This is a genomic window from Okeania sp. SIO2F5, assembly GCF_010692685.1.
Taxonomy (GTDB): domain Bacteria; phylum Cyanobacteriota; class Cyanobacteriia; order Cyanobacteriales; family Microcoleaceae; genus Okeania; species Okeania hirsuta.
In genome coordinates this window covers 21,615-43,100 of record NZ_JAAHGU010000029.1, presented here as the reverse complement: position 1 = coordinate 43,100, position 21,486 = coordinate 21,615, and the positions used below count along the sequence as shown (strand labels likewise).

Genomic DNA, 21,486 nt, shown 5'->3' with positions numbered 1-21,486 from the left:
TTTGATCTGATATCATTATACCAATGCTACTGGATTTGATCTCATGTCTGTTTGAATACCCACAATAAAAAATTGGTGGTGGTGCATAGTAATGGTAGAGAGAGTGTGGGGAGATGGGGACCCACCCCTAACCCCGACCGTGGAGGGGAGTATGGGAGAAATTAAAAAATATATATCTTCACCAAAACCCATGCAGGACTACCAAAAAATTTAGGGAATAGGTAATAGACATTAGTATTAAGCTATACCTCACTATCCTCAAAAGTCCTGTAATTGTCAATAGTGCGAGCAAGATGCTTACACTATTGACAGTTATTAAATTATATCATACAATTATATATAAAAAATTGTTAAATAAAATTAAAATTATTGTCTACAAAAAATGTAGATTCATCATAACTAAATCATTAAGATAGTGTCTATAATTCATAGAGGTTTGCTCGGGAGGTAGAGATACAAAAGATTCAGTGGTATATGAGGTACAAATATTAACGATACTCGCTCTGAAACATTATCTATAAAATTTTTAATAAAAATCAATAAATTATGTCTGTAGAAAATCAAGAATATAAAAAAAAATTAGCAACAGCGATCGCTCGTATTCCAACATCCCTAGAGCGAGAAACTATTTTCAAAATTACGATTACAGAAATACGACAGTTAATCAATGCAGACCGAGTAGCATTGCTTCGCTTCTATCCTCAGTTAAATTGGCAAGGAGAATTTATTTGTGAAGATGTAGCAGATGATTGGAATTCCATTTTAGGGGTGAGGGTAAAACATTGGCTTTTTGGGAAAGAATTAGCTGCATACAATAAAGAAGGATACATTGAGACTATAACGGATATTGAGCAAGCAACATTAAGTGAATCAGAGGGCAAAATTTGCCAAGAGTTTCAGGTACAAGCTCATTTGGTAGTTCCCATACTCAAAGTAGATAACACCAAAAATGCTACAACATTAACTCAATCTGAACTGTGGGGATTACTTTGTATACATCAATGTAGCAGACCTCGGCAATGGCAAGATGTGGAGATTGAACTTGCTCATAAAATGGCTCAAAATCTAGGAGTAGTAATCAAAAATACAGACCTTCTAGAAGCAGCACATTACCAAGTACAACAACAAAAAGCCTTAGCTAGAGTAATCAAGAGAATTCGTAGTCCACTAGATTTAGAAGAAATTTTTAAGATTACTGCCACAGAAGTACGTCAACTACTCAAAGCTGACCGCGTGGGAGTGTTTCGTTTTTATCCAGAAAGAGACTGGGAAGGAGAATTTGTTTCTGAAGATGTAGGATTAGAGTGGAATTCAGCATTAGCAGTTAAAGTATATGACCACTGTTTTGGGGAACAATTCGCTGTTCATTATCAAGAAGGTAGAATACAAGCAGTGGCAGACATTTATCAAGCAGGATTAAGTGATTGCCATGCAGAAATTTTGGGGCGATTTCAAGTGCGCGCCAATCTAGTTGTGCCTCTACTCAAAGGTGCAGATACAGAAATGTTACCCGAACTTTGGGGTTTGCTGTGCATTCATCAATGCAGTGGGCCTCGTCATTGGCAAGACTACGAAATAGAATTTGTCCAACAAATAGCCGATCATTTTGGTGTAGCGCTACAACAAGATGATGCTCTCAGACAAGTTGAAAAACAGGCAGCACAACTAGCTATAAGTAAAGAAAAAGAAAAGTTAGCCGAACGCCAGAAAATTGTAGGTAATTTATTCGACAAAATTCGCCTATCCCTAGAAATTGAGACAATTTTTGCCACTGCCACCCAAGAAGTCAGAAAACTGCTGCAAGCAGATCGAGTAGTAATATATAAGTTTTTACCTGACTTTAGTGGGGAATTTGTTGCCGAATCTTTTGCAGAAAGATGGACTCCCCTAGTGGGAGTTCAGCCCATAATTAAAGATACTTTTTTAGAACAAAATCAGGGGGGGCGGTATGCAAACAATGAAACTTTCGCCGTTGACGATATTTATCAGGTGGGTCATGATCAGTGTTATGTTCAACTTTTAGAACAATTTGAAGCCAGAGCTTATGCACTTGTGCCAATTTTACCTGGAGAAAAACTTTGGGGTTTGCTGGCAACTTTTCAAAATGCTGCTCCTCGTCATTGGCAAAAGGATGAAGTAGACTTGCTAGCTCAAATAGCTGCTCAGTTGGGAGTTGCTCTCCAACAAGCTGAGTATTTTCAGAAAGTTCAGGAGCAGTCGGTACAACTAGCAAAAGCAGCAGAGCAGGAAAAATCAGCAGAAAGGCAAAAAACTCTAGTAGCAATTGTTGATAAAATTCGTCGGTCTTTTGATCTTAAGACAATTTTTCAAACAACTACCCAACAAGTACAAAAATTACTGGATGCAGACAGAGTTACTATCTACCGCTTTCGTGCTGATTGGAGTGGGGAGTTTGTTGCTGAGTCAGTAGCTAAAGGTTGGAATTGTTTAATACAGGAGCAAAAGGAAAATCCCGAAATCAACAAAAATGTTAGTAGATGTTCCGTCCAAAATTTGGCAAATCCCCATACTGATACCTATTTGCAGGAAACTAATGGCGGGCCTTTTAATAAAGGATTAGTTTATCGTATCTGCAACGATATCTATAATGCAGGTTTTAGTGACTGTTACATTGAGGTATTAGAGTCTTATCAAGCCAGGTCTTATGGGATTATTGCGATTTATCTGGGAGAAAAACTTTGGGGTTTGCTGGCAGCTTATCAAAATTCTAGTCCCCGTGATTGGCAAAAGGATGAAGTTGAGTTGCTAGTTCAAATAGGAACTCAGTTAGGGGTAGCTCTACAACAAGCTCAGTATGTTCAGAAGGTTCAGGAGCAGTCAGTACAACTAGCAGCAAGAGCTGCAGCAATGGAAAAATCAGCAGAACGCCAAAAAACTCTGGCTGCAATTGTTGATAAAATTCGTCGGTCTCTTGATCTTGAGACAATTTTTCAAACAACTACCCAACAAGTACAAAAATTACTGGATGCAGACAGAGTTATTATCTACCGCTTTCATGCTGATTGGAGTGGGGAGTTTGTCGCTGAATCAGTAGCTGAGGGTTGGGAGAAGTTAATACAGGAGCAAACGGAAAATTCCAAAATCTCCGCAAATGTTAATCTATGCTCCATTAGAGATTTGCCAAATTATGTGAATGATACCTATTTGCAAGAAAACAAAGGCGAAAATTTTGCCCAAAAAGTTTATTGTATCTGCAACGATATTTATAATGCAGGTTTTAGTGACTGTTACATTGAGGTATTAGAGTTTTATCAAGCAAGAGCTTATGCTATCGTAGCTATTTATCAGGGAGAAAAACTTTGGGGTTTGCTGGCAGCTTATCAAAATTCGGCTCCTCGTGAGTGGGAAGCAGCAGAGGTAGAATTATTGGCTCAAATTGGCGGTCAGTTGGGAGTCGCACTACAACAAGCTCAGTATTTCAAACAAGTTCAAGCTCAAGCAGCAGAATTGGAAAAAGCCACAGAACGACAAAAGGGACTGTCAATTACCATTGATAGAATTAGGCAATCTCTGGATATTAATACAATTTTTCAGACGACTACTCAAGAGGTACGACAGTTACTAGAAGTTGAGAGAGTCGCTATTTATCGTTTTTACCCAAACTGGAGTGGGGAGTTTGTGGCAGATTCGATGATTGATGAATGGACCCCTATTATTCAGACTCCTTTAGCAATTAATCCTGTAATCAGTAAACTGACTAATGCCAGTAAACTTCCCAGAAATGAAACTTTTGTGCCAATTTTGCAGGGAGAAAAACTTTGGGGGTTACTGGTTGCTTATCAAAATTCTAGCCCTCGTTATTGGCAAGATGAAGAAATTAATTTGCTAGCACAGGTGGGAGTGCAGTTAGGTATTGCTTTACAACAAGCTGAATTACTGGAAAAAACCCGTACCCAAACTGAAGAATTAACAAAAACTCTGCGGGAGTTAAAACAAACTCAACTGCAGATGATTCAGGCTGAAAAAATGGCTAGTTTAGGGCAGTTAGTAGCAGGAATTGCCCATGAAATTAATAATCCTGTAAATTTTATTTTTGGCAATCTAATTCATGTCGATGAGTATGCACAAAGTTTGCTCACTTTGATGAAATTATATCATCAACATTATCTTGACCCTGTTCCAGAAATTAAAGATTTTTCAGAAGATATTGACTTGGAGTTTATTATTAAAGATTTGCCTAAGATGATAAATTCTATGAAAATGGGAGCTGAAAGAATTCGTCAATTAGTATTATCATTAAGAACATTTTCTCGCCTTGATGAGTCTAAAAGGAAAGAAGTAGATATCCATACAGGAATTGATAGTACCCTGTTAATTTTGCAACATAGATTGAAACTTAAATCAGAACTTCCTCAGATTACAATTGTTAAAAATTATGGGGATTTACCTTTAGTTCCGTGTTATGCAGCTCCAATTAATCAGGTATTTATGAACCTGCTTAGTAATGCTATCGATGCATTAGAAGAAAAACTGGAAACAGATCAACTTTTTATTCCTACTATTACGATTACTACAGAAATTAATCAAGATAATCCAGACACAGTTTTAATTAAAATTTATGATAATGGTTTGGGAATTACTCAAGAGGCAAAAGATAAAATATTTGACCTGTTTTTTACTACTAAAGAGGTAGGAAAAGGAACTGGTTTAGGGCTTTCTATTAGTTATGAAATTATAGTACAAAAACATAGAGGTCAAATATTCTGTAATTCTCAACTAGGTCAAGGAACTGAATTTATTATTCAAATTCCAATTAATCAGGAGTCAGGAGTCAGAAGTCAGGAGTCAGGAGAAATATAAGGATTTGAATAGCATGAATTTTTAAATTCGTATTCAATAAAGTATCTATATTCAAATGAACTAATACCAGTTTTATATGAGGTTGCATACAATGATGAAATTCATTAAATTGATCTATATTTATCTACGCTTACCGGCGGTCAATTATACTTGAAATATTATTCTATAGCAGTTTCATTTCAATTTGGTATAACTTAGCAATTATATCATTTCTAGTAGCATCGGAGCGTGTATAAAATAAGGTGGCAATGAGAAAAAAACCTTTCCTACCGAATGCTACGCAAACAGCATAGCTGCCTTCCTTCCAGCAAAATCTAATTACTCAACCGGACATGATATTACTGTATAATCAGATTTTAGATGAGACAGGAATTACGCATAACCACCACATAAAGTAGGGGTTAACGGCCGTTAACCCGTACATAGCCAACCCCTACAAATGGTGTATAATTTCGTCTTTTGCGTAAGTCCTATGAAAATAAAGTTAATAGTTTTCTGAATATTCTGATTATGACTCAATCAAATGATGGTGGAACAGTCGAACAGTTTGTCAATACAGTAATGGGGGTAAAAACTGAGTCGAAAAATCAATCCATCCCCAAACAAATAGTTTCTACAAAAGAGCTAGATATCAAAGCACTTTTAATGTATAAATTAGGAACTATTGTACAAATAGGAATTATTCTTCTAGCTTTCTGGGGAATGGAAAAATTGGTGACTTTAGTTAATAATTATTCTTCTTTTCCTAATTGGTTAAATACCGTACTTGTAGGAATGTTTTTTACCTTATTAAGTATTCGTTCGCGAATTTTTTCCCCATTAAATAATACTCGTTCTCGTCAGACTTATGATAGTATAGTCAGACCTAAATGGGCACCTCCACCTTTAGCTTTTCCCATAGTATGGATGACAATTGCAGTCTTACGAGTTATCTCTTCGTTATTAGTTTGGCAGGAGATCAACCAACAATTTTTAGTGCTTCCTTTAATAACTTTTGCAGTACATCTTGCTTTAGGAGATACTTGGAATACAATATTTACTGTAGAACGTAGGTTAGGTGCTGCTGTTCCCGTCGTAATTTTAGGTCCTTGGTTATCTGCTTTAATAGTTACTATATTTTACTGGCAAATTAATCCCACAGCAGGAATGATTTTAGCCCCTTCTTGTGTATGGTTAACTGTGGCGGCTATATTAGTATTTAGGATTTGGCAATTGAATGGAAAAGAACCACTATATCCACTTAAATAGACAATTATATCATCTCCGGTTGAATAGTTATAAATAGGGTTTGCGCTTCACTAGTCTTTTAGTAGGGGTAGGAGACAACCCACCCCTAGCTACCAGGAGGGGGAGACAGGAGACAGGAGACAGGAGACAGGAGACAGGAGACAACCCACCCCTCGCCCCTCCCCCTCCCAGGAGGGGAGAAATGGGAATGAGCGAGGAGGTAGGATTCAACAATTAATAATTAATTATTAATTATTAATTATTACCTCTCCTTGAAAAGAAGAGGATTGACTAAAAGGAAAAATTTTTTTCTTTTTTCCCCTGAAAAGGGGAGGATTTTAACCTGAATTAATAATTAATAATATCATGTCCGGTAGCATCGGTATTGTATAGCAAAGGTAGGGAACAGGGAACAGGGAACAGGGAACAGGGAACAGGGAACAGGCAAGAATACTTAAGGGCAATAAAAAACTTAAATTTCCTGTAGATATTCACCCTTGGGTTTACACAAACGATACCAGCGGACATGATATAATTATACCAATTTCCATGCATTAATGCTATACTTTCGATGAACTTCAGTTATTAAGTAATAATAATCGTTTAGTAATGTTTATAACGATTATCGATATTAAACAAAGATATATTATCTCTTTTCACCCTACTCCCTACTCCATACTGTCAAAGAGATGTAGCAATAATGCGTGAAATTTAGTATTATTAATTATTCGGTAATTATGAAGTTAAAAATTGATCAGCAAATTGATGCTTTATATTTTCGCCTTGATGAATCTCAAATTATTGAGTCGGAGGAGGTACTGATAACTGATAACTGATAACTGATAACTGAATTTTGAATATTCTACAATTTGAAAATTAATAATTTATGAAAAATGAATAGAGAACAAGTTTTGTTAGATAAGTGGCGGAGTTTACCTGTGGAAAAACAGCAGGAAGTATTAGATTTGGTCGAACAATTTTATAGACAAAATCTGGATATAAATCAGGAAAATATTTATCAACCTAAAACGGAAATGGGTAAAAAATTATGGCAAATTCGTTCTCAAGCACTTGCCAAACAACCTAAGTTACTAACTTGGGATGAAGTTGAGGTCGAAATTAGCGATCGCCGAGGTGAAAGAGAGTGACTTTTACCAAAACTTAGGCTTTGTTGCATGAAAGTAGCGTTCTTAACATCCATTGCGTAGCTTAATTGCTCTGTTTGGCGGTTATTGATGTTCTATTTACTATTGTCCAATAGTTATTGTTCTGCAATAAGAGCGATCGCTCTGTTTCGTGATTATTGATGTTCTATTTACTATTGTCCAATAGTTAGGGCTGACCGCTCAATTTTCAAAACTTTTACCTGTAAAGGTTTCAGCCTTTTTATTTCCAAGATTGATGTTCTATTTATCTATTGTCCAATAGTTACAGCAGTTTCAGCGCGTTATTGTTGTAGATATGCACAAGCAAGTGCGGCAGCTATATACTTTCATGCAACAAAGCCCAAAACTTATATAGATTAGCGTACTTATTGCAGCATTTAGCAGCAAGGGAAAATCATCAATAACGATCGTATCAAACAAAAATACCATGAACAAACAAAAACAGAAAAGCAACAGTCCCGACAATACTGAAACTGCTACTTCCTGCTATCAAGCTGCTTTGAGAGTGTATACCGAATCTGCCTATCCGTTCTACTAAACTTACCCAAACTTACCCGTGCCGGAATTGCACGCAGCTCTGGAGTTAGCTTCCTGCTTTGCTGACGCAATGCTGCGCAAACACAGAAGACCACTGACCGCAGTCTGTAACTTATCTTCTCCACAGGCTTAAAATCGGCGGGAACTCTACCTACTGATAAGTGAGTATAGTAAATTTTTTCTTAACTGTCAAGTCCTCCCTTTCTAAGCGATCGCCTCTATCTAGAGGTTTTAATTGCAGCAAGAGAGAATCATCAATAATTATCGTATCAAACAAAAATACCATGAACGAACAACGCCTAACAGCATACGCACAACTAATTCAACAACTCTTAGAATGTTCCGAAGACCGAAAGGCAGACTTACTGCAAAACCATCAAGACTTAATCGATAAGGAATTCATCGCCTTCATGCAGCAATATGCACAATATCTGGCAGAAGCAGGCAATAAAAATAACGCCCGACGGCTACTGAATACGGCTCAACAACTAACACAATGGTTAAATCAATCGCCAAAATCTGTCTCCGAGGAATCTTATATCACCCTACTGCAACAACTACTACAAGCAGAATCGGAAGTTAGCGCAGGTAAAGCAAACAAAAGCATCGTCTACCAAATTCTAGACAATAACCGACACCTCCTCAATGAAAACCTCGCCCACATCCTGCCACAATACGCATCCGACCTCATTACCAACAACTCTCCTGAAACTACGGATACTACTGTTGCATTAATCGAAAACCTGAGTTTTCATATTTGGCAGTTTCCAAGGGGAAACAGAAAAGCACAAATAGAAATAGCGATCGCCGGATATTTATTCACCCTCAGTCACCATGAAGAAAACACCAAAGATTGGGCAAAGACTCAAAATAGCCTAGGAGCAGCCTACCGTCAGAGAATCAAAGGTAACACAGCCGAGAACATAGAATCTGCCATTGCCTACTACCAAGCTGCTTTGAGAGTGAGAACTGAATCTGACTACCCCGAAGATTGGGCAGAGACTCAAAACCACCTAGGTATAGCCTACTATAGTAGAATCAAAGGTAACACAGCCGACAATATTGAAACTGCCATTGCCTACTACCAAGCTGCTTTGAGAGTGAGAACTGAATCTGACTACCCCGAAGATTGGGCAGAGACTCAAAACCACCTAGGTATAGCCTACTATAGTAGAATCAAAGGTAAGAAAGCCGACAATATTGAAACTGCCATTGCCTACTACCAAGCTGCTTTGAGAGTGAGAACTGAATCTGACTACCCCGAAGATTGGGCAGAGACTCAAAACCACCTAGGTATAGCCTACTATAGTAGAATCAAAGGTAAGAAAGCCGACAACATAGAATCCGCCATTGCCCCTACTACCAAGCTGCTTTGAGAGTATTCACCGAATCTAACTACCCCCAAGATTGGGCAATGATTCAAGGCAACCTAGGATCGGCCTACTCTTACTCTAGTAGAATCAAAGGTAACGCAGCCGACAACATAGAATCTGCCATTGCCTACTACCAAGCTGCTTTGAGAGTATATACCCTCTGTGCCTATCCCCAAGATTGGGCAATGACTCAACGCAACCTAGGTATAGCCTACTATACTAGAATCAAAGGTAACAAAGCTGACAACAAAGAATCTGCCATTGTCTACTACCAAGCTGCTTTGAGAGTATATACCGAATCTGACTACCCCCGAGATTGGGCTATGACTCAAGACTGCCTAGGTATAGCCTACTCTAGTAGAATCAAAGGTAACACAGCCGACAATATTGAAACTGCCATTGCCTACTATCAAGCTGCTTTGAGAGTGAGAACTGAATCTAACTACCCCCGAGATTGGGCAAGCACTCAAAACTGCCTAGGAACAGCCTACAAAAAGAGAATTAAAGGCAAGGCAGCCGACAATATTGAAACTGCCATTGCCTACTATCAAGCTGCTTTGAGAGTGAGAACTGAATCTAACTACCCCCGAGATTGGGCAAGCACTCAAAACTGCCTAGGAACAGCCTACAGAAATAGAATCAAAGGCAAGGCAGCCGACAACAAAGAATCTGCTATTAACTACTGCCAATTTGCTTTAAGAGTATATACCGAATCTAACTACCCCCAAAATTGGGCAGAGACTAAAAACTACTTAGGAACAGCCTACAAAAACAGAATTAAAGGTAAGGCAGCCGACAATATTGAAACTGCCATTGCCTACTATCAAGCTGCTTTGAGAGTGAGAACTGAATCTAACTACCCCCGAGATTGGGCTATGACTCAATACAACCTAGGATTAGCCTACAAAAAGAGAATCAAAGGTAACGCAGCCGAGAACATAGAATCTGCCATTGCCTACTTCCAAGCTGCTTTGAGAGTTAGGAAACCAGAAACTTTACCCGCAGACTGTTTAAAAACCGCCCGTCAATTAGCTAACTTAGCCTCAAAACAAAAAAACTATCAACTCGCCATCGATAACTATCAAACAGCTATTACCGCCATTGAGCAAAGTCGAGATTGGATACCCGACGAAATTGCCAGACAAGAAATTTTGCGTAAGAATATATATGTCTATGAAAATATGATTCAAGCTTCAGTTAACGCCGAACAATATGACAAAGCTTTAGAAACTGTAGAAAGATTCCGCTGTCGTCGCTTGCTGGACTTAATTCTCACGAAAGATTTATACAAAAATGGCGAAGTGCCTGAAGATATCCGCGACTTGGAAAAACAAATGGAAGCAAAACAAAGAGAAATTGACATTTTACGTCGGCAGTTAGAAACGCCAGAGGATAACAAGGAAAAAGTTGGAGCGAGTCGCCACCTTACCCGCGATGAGTGGGATGATATTACAGAGGAAATTCAAAAATTGATGAGGGAAAAACGGGAAACTTGGCAAAAGATGCGTCGGTTAGACCGGGTATTAGCGGAAGGTATTCAAGCACCGAGTGTTAGTGTAGGGGGAATGAAGGAGTTGTTGGAAATTAGGCAACAGGCAACAGGCAACGGGCAACAGGGAGAGGATGCTGCTCTGCTGAGTTTCTACAGCACCAAAAATGATACTTATATTTTTATGCTTACTCAAGCAGGGGTAAAATTGCACCGTTGTCAAGAGCAAGGTTACGAAAAATTCCAACTGTGGTTACGGGATAATTGGTTAAAACCTTACTCCCAAATAAATGATAAAGCAGCATATCAAGCAGCAGCAAATTTAGCCAAGTACGATATTGATGCCATTGAGTCAATTAACCCCAAACCATCTAATGTAGTAGTTAAACTCAAGGATGGCAGGGAAGAGAAAATTAGTCTTTCCGACTTTAACGCATCCCGGAAACAACAGAAACACCATTTATACAAACAATGGCAAGACAAAATGGAGGGAATGTTAAAAGAAATAGCAGACAGACTGCAAATAAACCAACTGATAGAAAAACTCACGGACATCAAAGAAATTATTCTGGTACCCTTTATGTTTCTGCATCAAATTCCTTTACCAGCGTTACCCCTAGACAACGGAGAATATTTAGGGGATAAATTTCGGGTGAGAATAGCACCCAGCACCCAGGTATTAACATTTTGTCGGCAACAAGCGCCATATTCAGAGTCAGACCTACCACGTTACGGTATCGTCGAAAATACCAGGGACGATCTACCATACACTCCCAAAGAATGCGAGTTAGTAGCACAAATTTATGGAGTCGCCCCCGAACACCATCTCAAAGGTAGCAAAGAGGCAACCAAAGCTAAGTATAAACAGTTGTTGACCAGAGAGAAAGTTAATGGTTTACTCTCCAGTCACCACGCCAAATCTAATTTGACCGAACCATTAGAATCAAAGTTATTGCTAGGAGACACAGACTTAACATTAGGGGAGTTGCTGAATGCCAGCATTCGTTTCCCGCAGTTAGGAGACTTATTTCTCTCCTGTTGTGAAACAGCATTAGGAAATTCAGAATTAACGGACGATATTTTTACCCTCAGCGCCGCCTTTTTATCAGCAGGTGCGTCGAATGTTATTAGTAGTTTGTGGGCAGTCAACGATTTAGCAACGACAATTTTATCATATTTTTACCACCGCAACCGCGCCGCAGGTATTTCTAGTGCGGATGCGTTATGGCAAGCACAGATGGAGTTGAAGGAGTTAACTTTGGCAAAAGCGGAGGAAAGTTTGGAGAATGCAGAGGCAGTATTAGAAGAGTTTGAAGAAGGGAGCAGAGAGTATGAGGAACAGGAGAAAATAGCTGATAACTGTCAGGAAGTTTTGGATTTAGTCAGCGAAGCTAAAAAATCAATAGGGGGCGAAAAACCGTTTAATCATCCTTATTATTGGGCAGGTTTTGTTTGTCAAGGAGAAGGGTGAATTCAGTTATCAGTTGTCAGGAGTCAGAATTCTGAATTCAGGAGGAAAGAAGAGCTATGCTCAAGGTGTTGCTGAGTAATAATGTTTTTTAGATTAACTTTGGGCGCAAAACATCAGTTTTTCAATTTTATAGCGCTGCGCGCTGGCATATTTACAAATTGCAGGAGGTGTCCAATAGCTAAAAGTCTTATATTATCGGCAATTTATATCATGTTCGGACGGGTCAGTTATAATAAAATTTAAGGACTCCGGGTATCGACAGTACCAAACAAATACTTAAATTATCAATACCCCCAATACCAATATTTGTTCTTTTTCTCCAATATTTCCTCCTGAGTTCTGAGTTCCCCTCCTGGGAGGGGCGCGCGGGTGGGTTGACTCCTGAGGACTCACAACAGTCATTTATAAGTATTCAACCGTTAGCGTAGCTCCCCCTCCGGGGGAACATGATATTATTCCCCCTATTGCCTGTTGCCTGTTCCCTGTTCCCTGCGCGCAGCGCTATACCTTCAGCTAATAGACATCTCCAAGAATAAAAAATCAATATCTATATCCCAAAGAAATTATCAATTCTTTCCCCTCCACGGTCGGGCCCCGCGGGTGGGTTCCCTACTGCCTACAGCAAAGTGCCTATGGGTGGAGTAGATGTCTAATTATCATTACATTTAAGCAACGCCATGCTCAACGAAAGAAGATAATGTGGTAAGCTAAAAATGAGCGATCGCGCTATTATGGGGAGTGTGGGAAGTGTGGGAAGGGTGAGGATATCATATCAAATCCGGTTGAATACTTATTATATAGTTGGCACAGATGGGGAGATGGGGAGATGGGGAGATGGGGAGGTAGTCCGATTTAATATTGAAGTGTGGTATAGAATTATAAACATATACTGTATAACCAGATTCTATATCAACAGGACTTACGCAAATTAACCTTTAAAACGCTATATGTAGGGGCGAATGCCATTTGCTAATATCAAATCCGCTCGGGTTCGGTATAAAAAAAATTTTCATCTTCATCCAAGAGCAAATGTTTCGCGCATTCTCTTCCCTCCTGACTCGGTCCTCCTGACTCGGTCCTCCTAGATTAACTATCTAATTACACCGATGCTACCGGATTTGATATAACGCAAACCTCCGAATGGCGTCCTCACTCTATTTAGTGTCCGTGCGTAAGTCCTGAGCAAAAGAGATTTGGTTAAGTATTTAACGGAACATGATATAATACGAACAGGATTTACCCAGTGCGTAACGCTAGTTTTGGTGCGTTACGCTAGCGCTAACGCACCTACGGACTGACCAAGGAAAAACATGACTGCAATTATTCAAGCAAATAAACTAAATATGATTGATGTTGAGCATAAATTTAGTCTCAACCAAACAGATGATATTCAATTCTTTAGAGAATGGTTTGATAATTTACCCGAAATAACCGATATCGAAAAACAAGTATTAGACCGAGCAAAAGCAAATTATTTGAATGCTATTAAACATCGGGAAATTTCAGAAAATTTGGTAAAAATGACAGTAATTGCTCCCCTACTTGCTTGGGCAAATTTTTATCAGCTTCCTTTTGATATTGTAGATGAAAATTCTATTGATGTTTCTGTAGAAACACAGGATGAAGTTATCAAAGGTAGGATTGATATAATAGTCTTCAAATATCATCTATGGTTATTAGTAATTGAGTCAAAAAATGCTGGATTATCTATAATTAATGGTATCCCTCAAGCCCTTACTTATATGATTGCTAATCCTCATCCAGAACAACCAATTTTTGGATTAGTAACTAACGGAGATGATTTTCAATTTATCAAATTAGTTAAACAAAATTCACCTCAATATGCTTTATCTAAAAAATTCACAATTTCTAATCCCCAAAATAATGAACTTTATCATGTACTCAGTATCTTAAAAAAATTAGGTCAAGTTATCAATTAAACATTTACAATAATAAAAAATCAAATCAATAATTACCGAATAATTAATTATTAATAATTAAATAATTCGCGCCTTGAAGCCTCCCCTTTTAAGGAAAAAAAAAAGAAAATATTCGTTATATTCAATCAAGAACGGTTTTAACCAGAGGTAATTATCAATTATCCATTATCCATTAATGAAAGCATATTTTGGGCAAATGAGATACAGGGTAAATGATGAAAATATTGTAGTGAGGCAATCTAGCCATCTTCGGGGTGTACCTCGCGGGCAACGGGAAGCGCTGTATAAATTATTTCCCCCTACACAGAACAATCTTGGGACAATTCTTACTCCTATCTCCTCGCTCATTCCCATTTCTCCTGTCTCCTGTCTCCTGTCTCCTGTCTCCTACCCCTACTAAAAGACTTTCCATACACAAACCCTAATTATTATGTTAAAACGTCCTATATATCTCGACTGCAATGCTACTACTCCTCTTGATGAACGAGTATTAAAAACAATGTTGCCCTATTTCACCGAACATTTTGGCAACCCTGCCAGTATCACTCATCAATATGGTTGGGAAGCAGAGGCAGCAGTTAAAAAAGCTAGAGAAATTTTAGCTTCAGCTATTAACGCCACCCCCGAAGAAATTGTGTTTACCAGTGGAGCGACAGAGGCAAATAATTTAGCAATAAAAGGAGTCGCTGAAGCTTACTTCAATAAAGGTAAACATATTATTACTATTGCCACGGAACATAATGCCGTTCTCGACCCCTGTACATATTTACAAAACTTGGGATTTGAAGTTACTTATTTACCTGTAAATACAGATGGAATTATTGATTTAACTTCCCTAAGAACTGCCATACGTCCCGATACAATATTAGTCTCTGTCATGGCAGCAAATAATGAAATTGGTGTCTTACAACCCTTGGCAAAAATAGGAGAAATATGTAAAGAAAATTCAGTAATTTTCCATACTGACGCTGCACAAGCTATTGGGAAAATTCCTCTAGATGTGCAGACAATGAATATTGATTTACTATCATTAACTGCCCACAAAATTTACGGTCCAAAAGGTGTTGGCGCTCTCTATGTGCGTCGTCGTCATCCCAGGGTAAAATTAGCACCTCAAATACATGGGGGCGGTCACGAAAGAGGAATGCGCTCTGGCACTTTGTATACTCCCCAAATAGTCGGTTTTGGTAAAGCTGTAGAAGTGGCAGTAACAGAAATGGAGTCAGAGGCAAAACGGTTAACTACTTTGCGACAACGGTTGTGGGAAAAGCTGCAAACAGTGGAAAATATTTTTCTCAACGGACATCCGACTCAGCGTTTGCCAGGAAATTTGAATATTAGCGTTGAGGGTGTGGATGGACAAGCATTGTTATTGGGGTTACAACCTGTGGTGGCAGTGTCTTCCGGTTCTGCTTGTACTTCTGCAAAAATAGCGCCTTCCCATGTTTTGGCAGCTTTGGGGCGTTCAGAAAAATTAGCTTATGCTTCCGTGCGTTTTGGCATTGGGCGGTTTAATACTGCTGAAGAAATAGACTTGGTGGCCGAACACGCGATCGCCACTATTACATCTTTGGCGTTGATTAAATGTAATGATAATTAGACATCTACTCCACCCATAGGCAGTAGGCAGCTTTGCTTTAGGCAGTAGGGAACCCACCCGCGGGGCCCGACCGTGGAGGGGAAAGAATTGATAATTTCTTTGGGATATAGATATTGATTTTTTATTCTTGGAGATGTCTATTAGCTGAAGGTATAGCGCTGCGCGCAGGGAACAGGGAACAGGCAACAGGCAATAGGGGGAATAAATTGCCGATAATATAAGACTTTTAGCTATTGGACACCTCCTGCAATTTGTAAATATGCCAGCGCGCAGCGCTATAAAATTGAAAAACTGATGTTTTGTGCCCAAAGTTAATCTCAAAATCATTACCACTCAGCAACGCCACATTTTTACGTCAAGCAACCGCAAACATATAGAACCCCCGATCGTATCTTCATAAATATGCGCGTTTTTTTAGCCTTGAGTCAGGAGACAGCTATACTGGAGACAGGAGACAACCCACCCCTAATATCAAATCCGGTTAAACAGCCATAGAATGGTTAAGTTAGGAGGAGTCAACCCACCCCTAACCCCTCCCAGGAAGGGAGGGGAAGTCAGGAGGACCTCCTCAGGAGGAGAAAGAATTACAAAGATAAACGTAGTTATGGCGATTGAAGATTTTTTTTATGTCCAATTAAACGGATTTGATATAACCCCTCCCAGGAGGGGAAGGGAAGAGGGAAGAGGGAAGATGTGGGGAGAAATAATACAAAAAATTCAACACTCCTTCAGATGATTTTTCCTCAAAATTGATGGGCGAAAAGACTTGACTACCATAATTATATAGAACTCAAATGGGTTCTATATAACCCATTTTATATCATCTCCGGTAGCATCGGTATTGTAAGCGCGAAGGTAAGGAAGAAGGAAGAAGGAAGAGGAAAGAAGGTTATTGAGCAAGAAAAAAACCTAAATTTCCTGTAGATATTCACCCTTGGGTTTACACAAACGATACCAAAAGTACATACCGCGTCCAAAGATATAGCAATGTGCGCTGGCATATTTACAAATTACAAGAAGTGTCCAATAGCTAAAAGTCTTATATTATAGGTTTTTTATTCCCCCTTCCGGAGCTGTTGCCTGTTGCCTGCGCACAGCGCTATATAGCACTACGCAAATAGGATGTGAACATTTATAAATGCTCAAAGTTAGTTAGGAATTACTTCTGACTTGCGCGTAGCGCTATACTCCCGTTGTTTGAATTACCAAACTACCTGTAACCTTTCTGCTGCCACTCTCTGATAAACCATATCTGTTTGTTTCGCTATCCTACCCCAACAGAATTTATATTCTAATTCCTGATAAGCATTACTAACCAATTTTTGCATATAATCAGAGTCTCTCAACACCTCTACAATGCCTTGTGCTAAAGAAATAGAATTACCAACTTTCGTGACAATACCTGTTCTACCATGTTCCACCACTTCTGGTAAACCACCCGTATCCGAAACTACCACAGGCACTCGCGCGGCAAAACTTTCTAGGGCAACAATACCAAAAGGTTCGTACAGACTGGGAAATACTGCACAGTCAGCGACCGCTTGAAACTTATCTAAATTTTCTTCAGACATAAACCCGGTAAAATTAAATCTTTCAGAAACTCCCAAATGCCATATTTCTTTTTTCCAAAAGTCAGTTTTTCCACCACCGATCATAATAAATTTTACCCGGTCTCCCATTTCTGCAATTACTCTCGGCGCTGCATGAATTAACACAGAAATACCTTTTTCTGGGGTCATTCTACCTAAATAGTAGACAATTTTTTCTCGATCTTCTGCAAAATGCCTGCGGAAATTTACTGCATTAAACTCATCTCTACTTGGTTTTTTTTCAGCACAAATACCATTATAAATTATATCTATTTTATCACAAGGACTGTCTAAAGTTCTTGCTACTTCTAGCTTCATATATTTAGAACAAACAATGACTCGCCAAGCATTATAAACTAGCTCTTTTTCCTTCTCATTTATGTACTGTTGGCTATGATTATGAATACCATTGTGACGACCATTTTCTGTGGCATGAATTGTAGCTATTAATGGTAGTTTAAAGATATGTTTAAGAGCGATCGCTGCATCGGTGACTAACCAATCATGGGCATGAATTATATCAAAATTTTTCTCTTCTTTTATTAGTTTCCCTCCATGACGACCCATAGCTTCATTCATATTTGCTATCCAATGAAAGAAGTTTTGACTTGGTCCGACTGGCACTCTATGTACTTCTATCCCTTCTACAATTTCATACATTGGCGCTTCGCCAGACTTGACTGTGATTAAATGCACTTCATGTCCTAATTTCACCATTTCTGGATATAATTCTGCAACATGACGTGCTATGCCTCCAATAATTCTTGGTGGAAACTCCCAGCTTAATACAAGAATTTTCATTACTGCATAACTCCCATTTTTTACAATTCTTAATTTTTAGTAATTTTACTTCAAAGATGATTTTTAATATTTAACATTTTCTCAATAAATTACACGGATGCTTTAATTCAACTATTCTTGGCGATGTGAGTTAATTCTGGTTAATTACTATACCAAAAAATATACTTAATATAATAATGATGTTTATGCAAGTGAGATTTTTATCCCTGGACTATTTTATAAATTTTGTCAAGGCTATTAAATGACTGAAAGACGAACTTGATACTGGGATAGAATTAATATATACACGATCATTTCACTTAATACTAATAACTATTATTCCATTATCTTTTTAAGATATCATTAATTTCCCCTAACTCAAAATCTCAAGCAATCAATAAAAATAAGTATAATTATACAAGCATGAGGAATTATTAAAAAATATTAAGTAACTGCGATCGCTCTATTTAGCCTGTAAGTAATTCTCTGCATTTATCCCCTGAACTCTCAAAATATCAAAATCATAGAAGCCAGAGTTAAATTATAAATTATTGCCATTGCTGCGATGAATAGATCGAAATTTGATATTGTTCTTCCTTTTCGTCTCAAGTCTATATTAATTTCTGATGTTTTTTCGATAATTGATAAATTGTTTAACAATAAAATTGTAATTTCTTAACAAAACTCATTAAACACGGAAGCTTGAATCATCATCTCCTCCTATAATTTTTTAATTCTGGTTTACAACTGCTGAAACCATACTAATATTTAGTATATCACTTACCTTAATATCTCCCTTCTACTGCAGCATTAAAAATTTCTTTTTCTTCTGAGGTAAAATCATCAAGTATTGTCGATAATAACTCTGTTGACATAACTCTCTCAACCCTTTTTTTTTAGTTGTTCATCATTGAGAAATAGGAAAATTTGAGGTGACACTCTATCTAATAATTTCGAGAAAGTCTGAATAAGTTCATCTCGATCTAATTCCTGATCAAGACTATCATTTTCCATTGTTTGGTCAATCATTTATGATATTCTTTTAAGAACTGTATTATTTTCCACGGAAGCTTGAGTTATCATCTCCTACTATAACTTTTTAATTCTGGTTTACAACTGCTGAAACTATATCACTCTGCATCATCTAAATGATGCCAATAAAAAACAATTGTTCCACAATTTATATCGGTGGTTAAAGTCTGATGGGTTATTCTCTTATTTCTCTTTTACACATTGAGAAAAATGTGGTTTTACAGTATCTTTAATTTCCCTATAGACGCTCTCTAGTAGATCATTCCATAAAACAACAATTATTAAAGCATTGTTTTTAATTTCAGATTTTATTTCTTTTAATTTATGCAGCAATGAGCTTCCTGACCGCTCTTTTTTTCCAGTAGAATAAGACCTTTGCAAGACCATGGAACAATCTAATTCTGTTTGTTGTTTAATTTCCTTTTTTAAGTCCTTCAAAAAAAATTCGCGATCGCCTCGTTTTAATGTGTCAGGATATAACAAGATAGTGTCAGGAAAAGGAAATTTAGAGTAAGACTTATTTCTGTATAGAGCTGATAATTTACTTGAAGCCCATTTTGTTACTTTATCGTCAAAATCTTTACTTGTTTTTTGAGGAATATTTGAACTCAAGAAAGGTTTATGAAGTTCACCACCACCGTACTCTAAATTTGGAGGGATAAAGACCGTTCTCTCTCTTTTTAAATATTTTTGTTTAATTTCAACTGGTTGATTTTCATACTCCACACCAGATAATTCATCGATAAAACTTGAAATTATACGAACTCGTTTATCAGGACTAACTTGAGGACAAATAGGCCATTTTCGTAATCCTTCATACTCCGTTGTAAAAATTGGAAAAAGACGTGAAATAGGAACAGCTATAAATCTATCTTTATCCAAACGATCTTTTACAAAAACTGCCTCCTCGTGAGGAGATATTTTAAGTTGTGAATACTTTTGACAATAATATTCATAAACAGTCTTACCCAAGTCTTTAACAGTATATTGATTTATCGTTTTTCCTGTAGTACCTACATAACGACAAGGAATTTTTTTTGTTCCATTATCACGAAGGAAAAAAGCTCTTTTTTCATCATTAAGTGTTAAATCTGTATGTTGTTGGAGAATCTCATTTTTTTCATTATCTGTATAATCTGCGAAAGATTTTTTACCAACATATTTAGTTCTTATATCCGCAGCAAAGTAAAACCCATCACCTTCTAAATAAACAACACCAAATTTGAAACCACGGTAAGCATTAACAAGATCTTTATTTACACCTTCATTTCCCGGAATTTGATTAAAAAACAATGTCCAATTTGAACGCCAAAACTTATCATCAAGACTCTTAAATTTATCTGTAAAAGGTCTTTATAATATCCTACAAACAAGTTCTCTTTCTTTACCAATAGCATCTTCAATTTTTACATCCAAAGTTTCTTTAGCCACTTCGATAAAATAAGTCTTATCAGGTACATCTGTTATTTCTAATATCTTTCCTACTTCTGGACTATTTCCATCAGGAATTAGAAAAGCTGGATAACCAAAACGTTTAGTAGGATAAACAGGACAAAATAGTTCTTCTCGCCATAATTTATCCGCCCATCTTTGAAGTCGAATTGGTTGATTATTAGCTTTAGGAATCTTTTCAGTTACTTTAAGTATCCGGAAACGATAGACTTCTTTTTCAACACCTCTTTAATTATAATTGATAATCAAGTCAATAAAAACCAAATCGACTTATGCTTTAGTTTTAACTATTAGTACCCAATAGCATTTTTTAGTATTAGTTTAAGTTCTAATGAAATTGGTAATCTATCAATTTATCTACATAGATTTGATAAAGGTTCACCATCTGATTTTCTCTGTAGATAAACTCCTTTCAACAAAGCTTCTAACCCATACTTTGTCAGTGCATCTGATGCGAGTCCTATTACTCCCAAGAATACGATACCACCAATCATTCCTCCGGGTCCTAACATTGCTAATGCTGCTGTAATTGCTGCAGCACCAGTGAACCCCGTCGTTGCCATTGCAATTAAAAGTATAACACCGGGTAATCCTACACCTGCTATCTTTCTTACAGCTTCATCCATAACTATTTTTTCTTGTTATTAAGTAAAGATTTTTTCTTAGTATAAGAAAAACTGTCTAAATATTTCCTCAGCAATAGTAAAATCACGGAAAACCAACTTATTTTTTATTAATAAAAACAAGAATAATATCATGTCCGGTAGCATCGGTATTGTATAGCAAGGGTAGGGAACACCGGAGCTGGGAACAGGGAACAGTCAGGAATACTTAAGAGCAAGAAAAAAACTTAAATTTCCTGTAGATATTCACCTTTGGGTTTACACAAACGCGCCCCAGCGGACATGATATAAATCCTGAAAAATACTGAAGGGAATTGCTATGAAAATTTAAAAGGTTCCCTATTTCTAGAGAACCTCTTTAATGATAGTTGAAATTTTGAGATAGC

The 21,486-nt window shown here is 37.5% G+C and carries 17 protein-coding genes; 11 read left to right on the top strand and 6 right to left on the bottom strand.

Going from position 1 to position 21,486, the window contains the following annotated elements; translation table 11 throughout:
• Positions 1 to 91 precede the first annotated feature (91 nt).
• From F6K27_RS12710 to F6K27_RS12685, 6 genes are all read left to right on the top strand, one after another.
• Positions 92 to 214: a hypothetical protein gene (locus F6K27_RS12710; protein WP_287276497.1), complete on the top strand. Its 123-nt coding sequence runs from the start codon at positions 92 to 94 to the stop codon at positions 212 to 214.
• A gap of 332 nt (positions 215 to 546) precedes the next feature.
• Positions 547 to 4,821, top strand: a complete 4,275-nt coding sequence (locus F6K27_RS12705; RefSeq protein WP_287276496.1) for a GAF domain-containing protein — start codon at positions 547 to 549, stop codon at positions 4,819 to 4,821.
• 510 nt (positions 4,822 to 5,331) lie between these two features.
• Positions 5,332 to 6,069 (top strand): TspO/MBR family protein, encoded by a 738-nt coding sequence (locus F6K27_RS12700; protein ID WP_287276495.1) that lies wholly within the window; start codon positions 5,332 to 5,334, stop codon positions 6,067 to 6,069.
• Between the two features lie 40 nt (positions 6,070 to 6,109).
• Entirely contained in the window at positions 6,110 to 6,286 is a 177-nt protein-coding gene (locus F6K27_RS12695; protein ID WP_287300874.1) for a hypothetical protein, read from the top strand.
• 499 nt (positions 6,287 to 6,785) lie between these two features.
• Positions 6,786 to 6,884, top strand: a complete 99-nt coding sequence (locus F6K27_RS12690) for a DUF2283 domain-containing protein (RefSeq protein ID WP_287240632.1) — start codon at positions 6,786 to 6,788, stop codon at positions 6,882 to 6,884.
• A gap of 57 nt (positions 6,885 to 6,941) precedes the next feature.
• Positions 6,942 to 7,196 carry a hypothetical protein gene (locus F6K27_RS12685; RefSeq protein ID WP_287276494.1) on the top strand — a complete coding sequence of 85 codons (255 nt, stop codon included), beginning with the start codon at positions 6,942 to 6,944 and terminating at the stop codon, positions 7,194 to 7,196.
• A gap of 706 nt (positions 7,197 to 7,902) precedes the next feature.
• Here the strand turns inward: F6K27_RS12685 and F6K27_RS12680 are convergent.
• Positions 7,903 to 8,037 (bottom strand): hypothetical protein, encoded by a 135-nt coding sequence (locus F6K27_RS12680; protein WP_287276493.1) that lies wholly within the window; start codon positions 8,035 to 8,037, stop codon positions 7,903 to 7,905.
• On the opposite strand from F6K27_RS12680, the gene F6K27_RS12675 reads away from it, so the two are divergent.
• The 5 genes from F6K27_RS12675 to F6K27_RS12655 all read left to right on the top strand — a co-directional run bounded on the left by F6K27_RS12675 (position 8,036) and on the right by F6K27_RS12655 (position 16,360).
• A complete protein-coding gene (locus tag F6K27_RS12675; protein WP_287276492.1) occupies positions 8,036 to 9,127 on the top strand; it encodes a tetratricopeptide repeat protein in 1,092 nt (363 codons plus the stop codon). The genes F6K27_RS12680 and F6K27_RS12675 overlap by 2 nt on opposite strands.
• Positions 9,124 to 12,084 (top strand): CHAT domain-containing protein, encoded by a 2,961-nt coding sequence (locus tag F6K27_RS12670; protein WP_287276491.1) that lies wholly within the window; start codon positions 9,124 to 9,126, stop codon positions 12,082 to 12,084. Before F6K27_RS12675 ends, F6K27_RS12670 begins: the two co-directional genes overlap by 4 nt.
• Positions 12,085 to 13,394: 1,310 nt before the next feature.
• A complete protein-coding gene (locus F6K27_RS12665; RefSeq protein WP_287276490.1) occupies positions 13,395 to 14,024 on the top strand; it encodes a type I restriction endonuclease in 630 nt (209 codons plus the stop codon).
• A 430-nt stretch (positions 14,025 to 14,454) separates the two neighbouring features.
• A complete protein-coding gene (locus tag F6K27_RS12660; RefSeq protein ID WP_287276488.1) occupies positions 14,455 to 15,624 on the top strand; it encodes an IscS subfamily cysteine desulfurase in 1,170 nt (389 codons plus the stop codon).
• 496 nt (positions 15,625 to 16,120) lie between these two features.
• Positions 16,121 to 16,360, top strand: a complete 240-nt coding sequence (locus tag F6K27_RS12655) for a hypothetical protein (protein ID WP_287276486.1) — start codon at positions 16,121 to 16,123, stop codon at positions 16,358 to 16,360.
• 466 nt (positions 16,361 to 16,826) lie between these two features.
• Here the strand turns inward: F6K27_RS12655 and F6K27_RS12650 are convergent, their stop codons facing one another.
• From F6K27_RS12650 to F6K27_RS12630, 5 genes are all read right to left on the bottom strand, one after another.
• Positions 16,827 to 18,014 carry a glycosyltransferase family 4 protein gene (locus F6K27_RS12650; protein WP_287276484.1) on the bottom strand — a complete coding sequence of 396 codons (1,188 nt, stop codon included), beginning with the start codon at positions 18,012 to 18,014 and terminating at the stop codon, positions 16,827 to 16,829.
• 486 nt (positions 18,015 to 18,500) lie between these two features.
• Positions 18,501 to 18,653, bottom strand: a complete 153-nt coding sequence (locus F6K27_RS12645; RefSeq protein WP_287276482.1) for a hypothetical protein — start codon at positions 18,651 to 18,653, stop codon at positions 18,501 to 18,503.
• A 222-nt stretch (positions 18,654 to 18,875) separates the two neighbouring features.
• On the bottom strand, positions 18,876 to 19,022 hold the full coding sequence (locus F6K27_RS12640; RefSeq protein WP_161564767.1) for a hypothetical protein: 147 nt from the start codon (positions 19,020 to 19,022) through the stop codon (positions 18,876 to 18,878).
• 186 nt (positions 19,023 to 19,208) lie between these two features.
• Positions 19,209 to 20,318, bottom strand: a complete 1,110-nt coding sequence (locus F6K27_RS12635) for a hypothetical protein (RefSeq protein WP_287276480.1) — start codon at positions 20,316 to 20,318, stop codon at positions 19,209 to 19,211.
• Between the two features lie 512 nt (positions 20,319 to 20,830).
• The gene (locus F6K27_RS12630) at positions 20,831 to 21,103 is read right to left on the bottom strand and encodes a hypothetical protein (RefSeq protein ID WP_124147858.1); all 273 of its coding nucleotides are present in this window, start codon (positions 21,101 to 21,103) and stop codon (positions 20,831 to 20,833) included.
• Positions 21,104 to 21,486 lie beyond the last annotated feature (383 nt).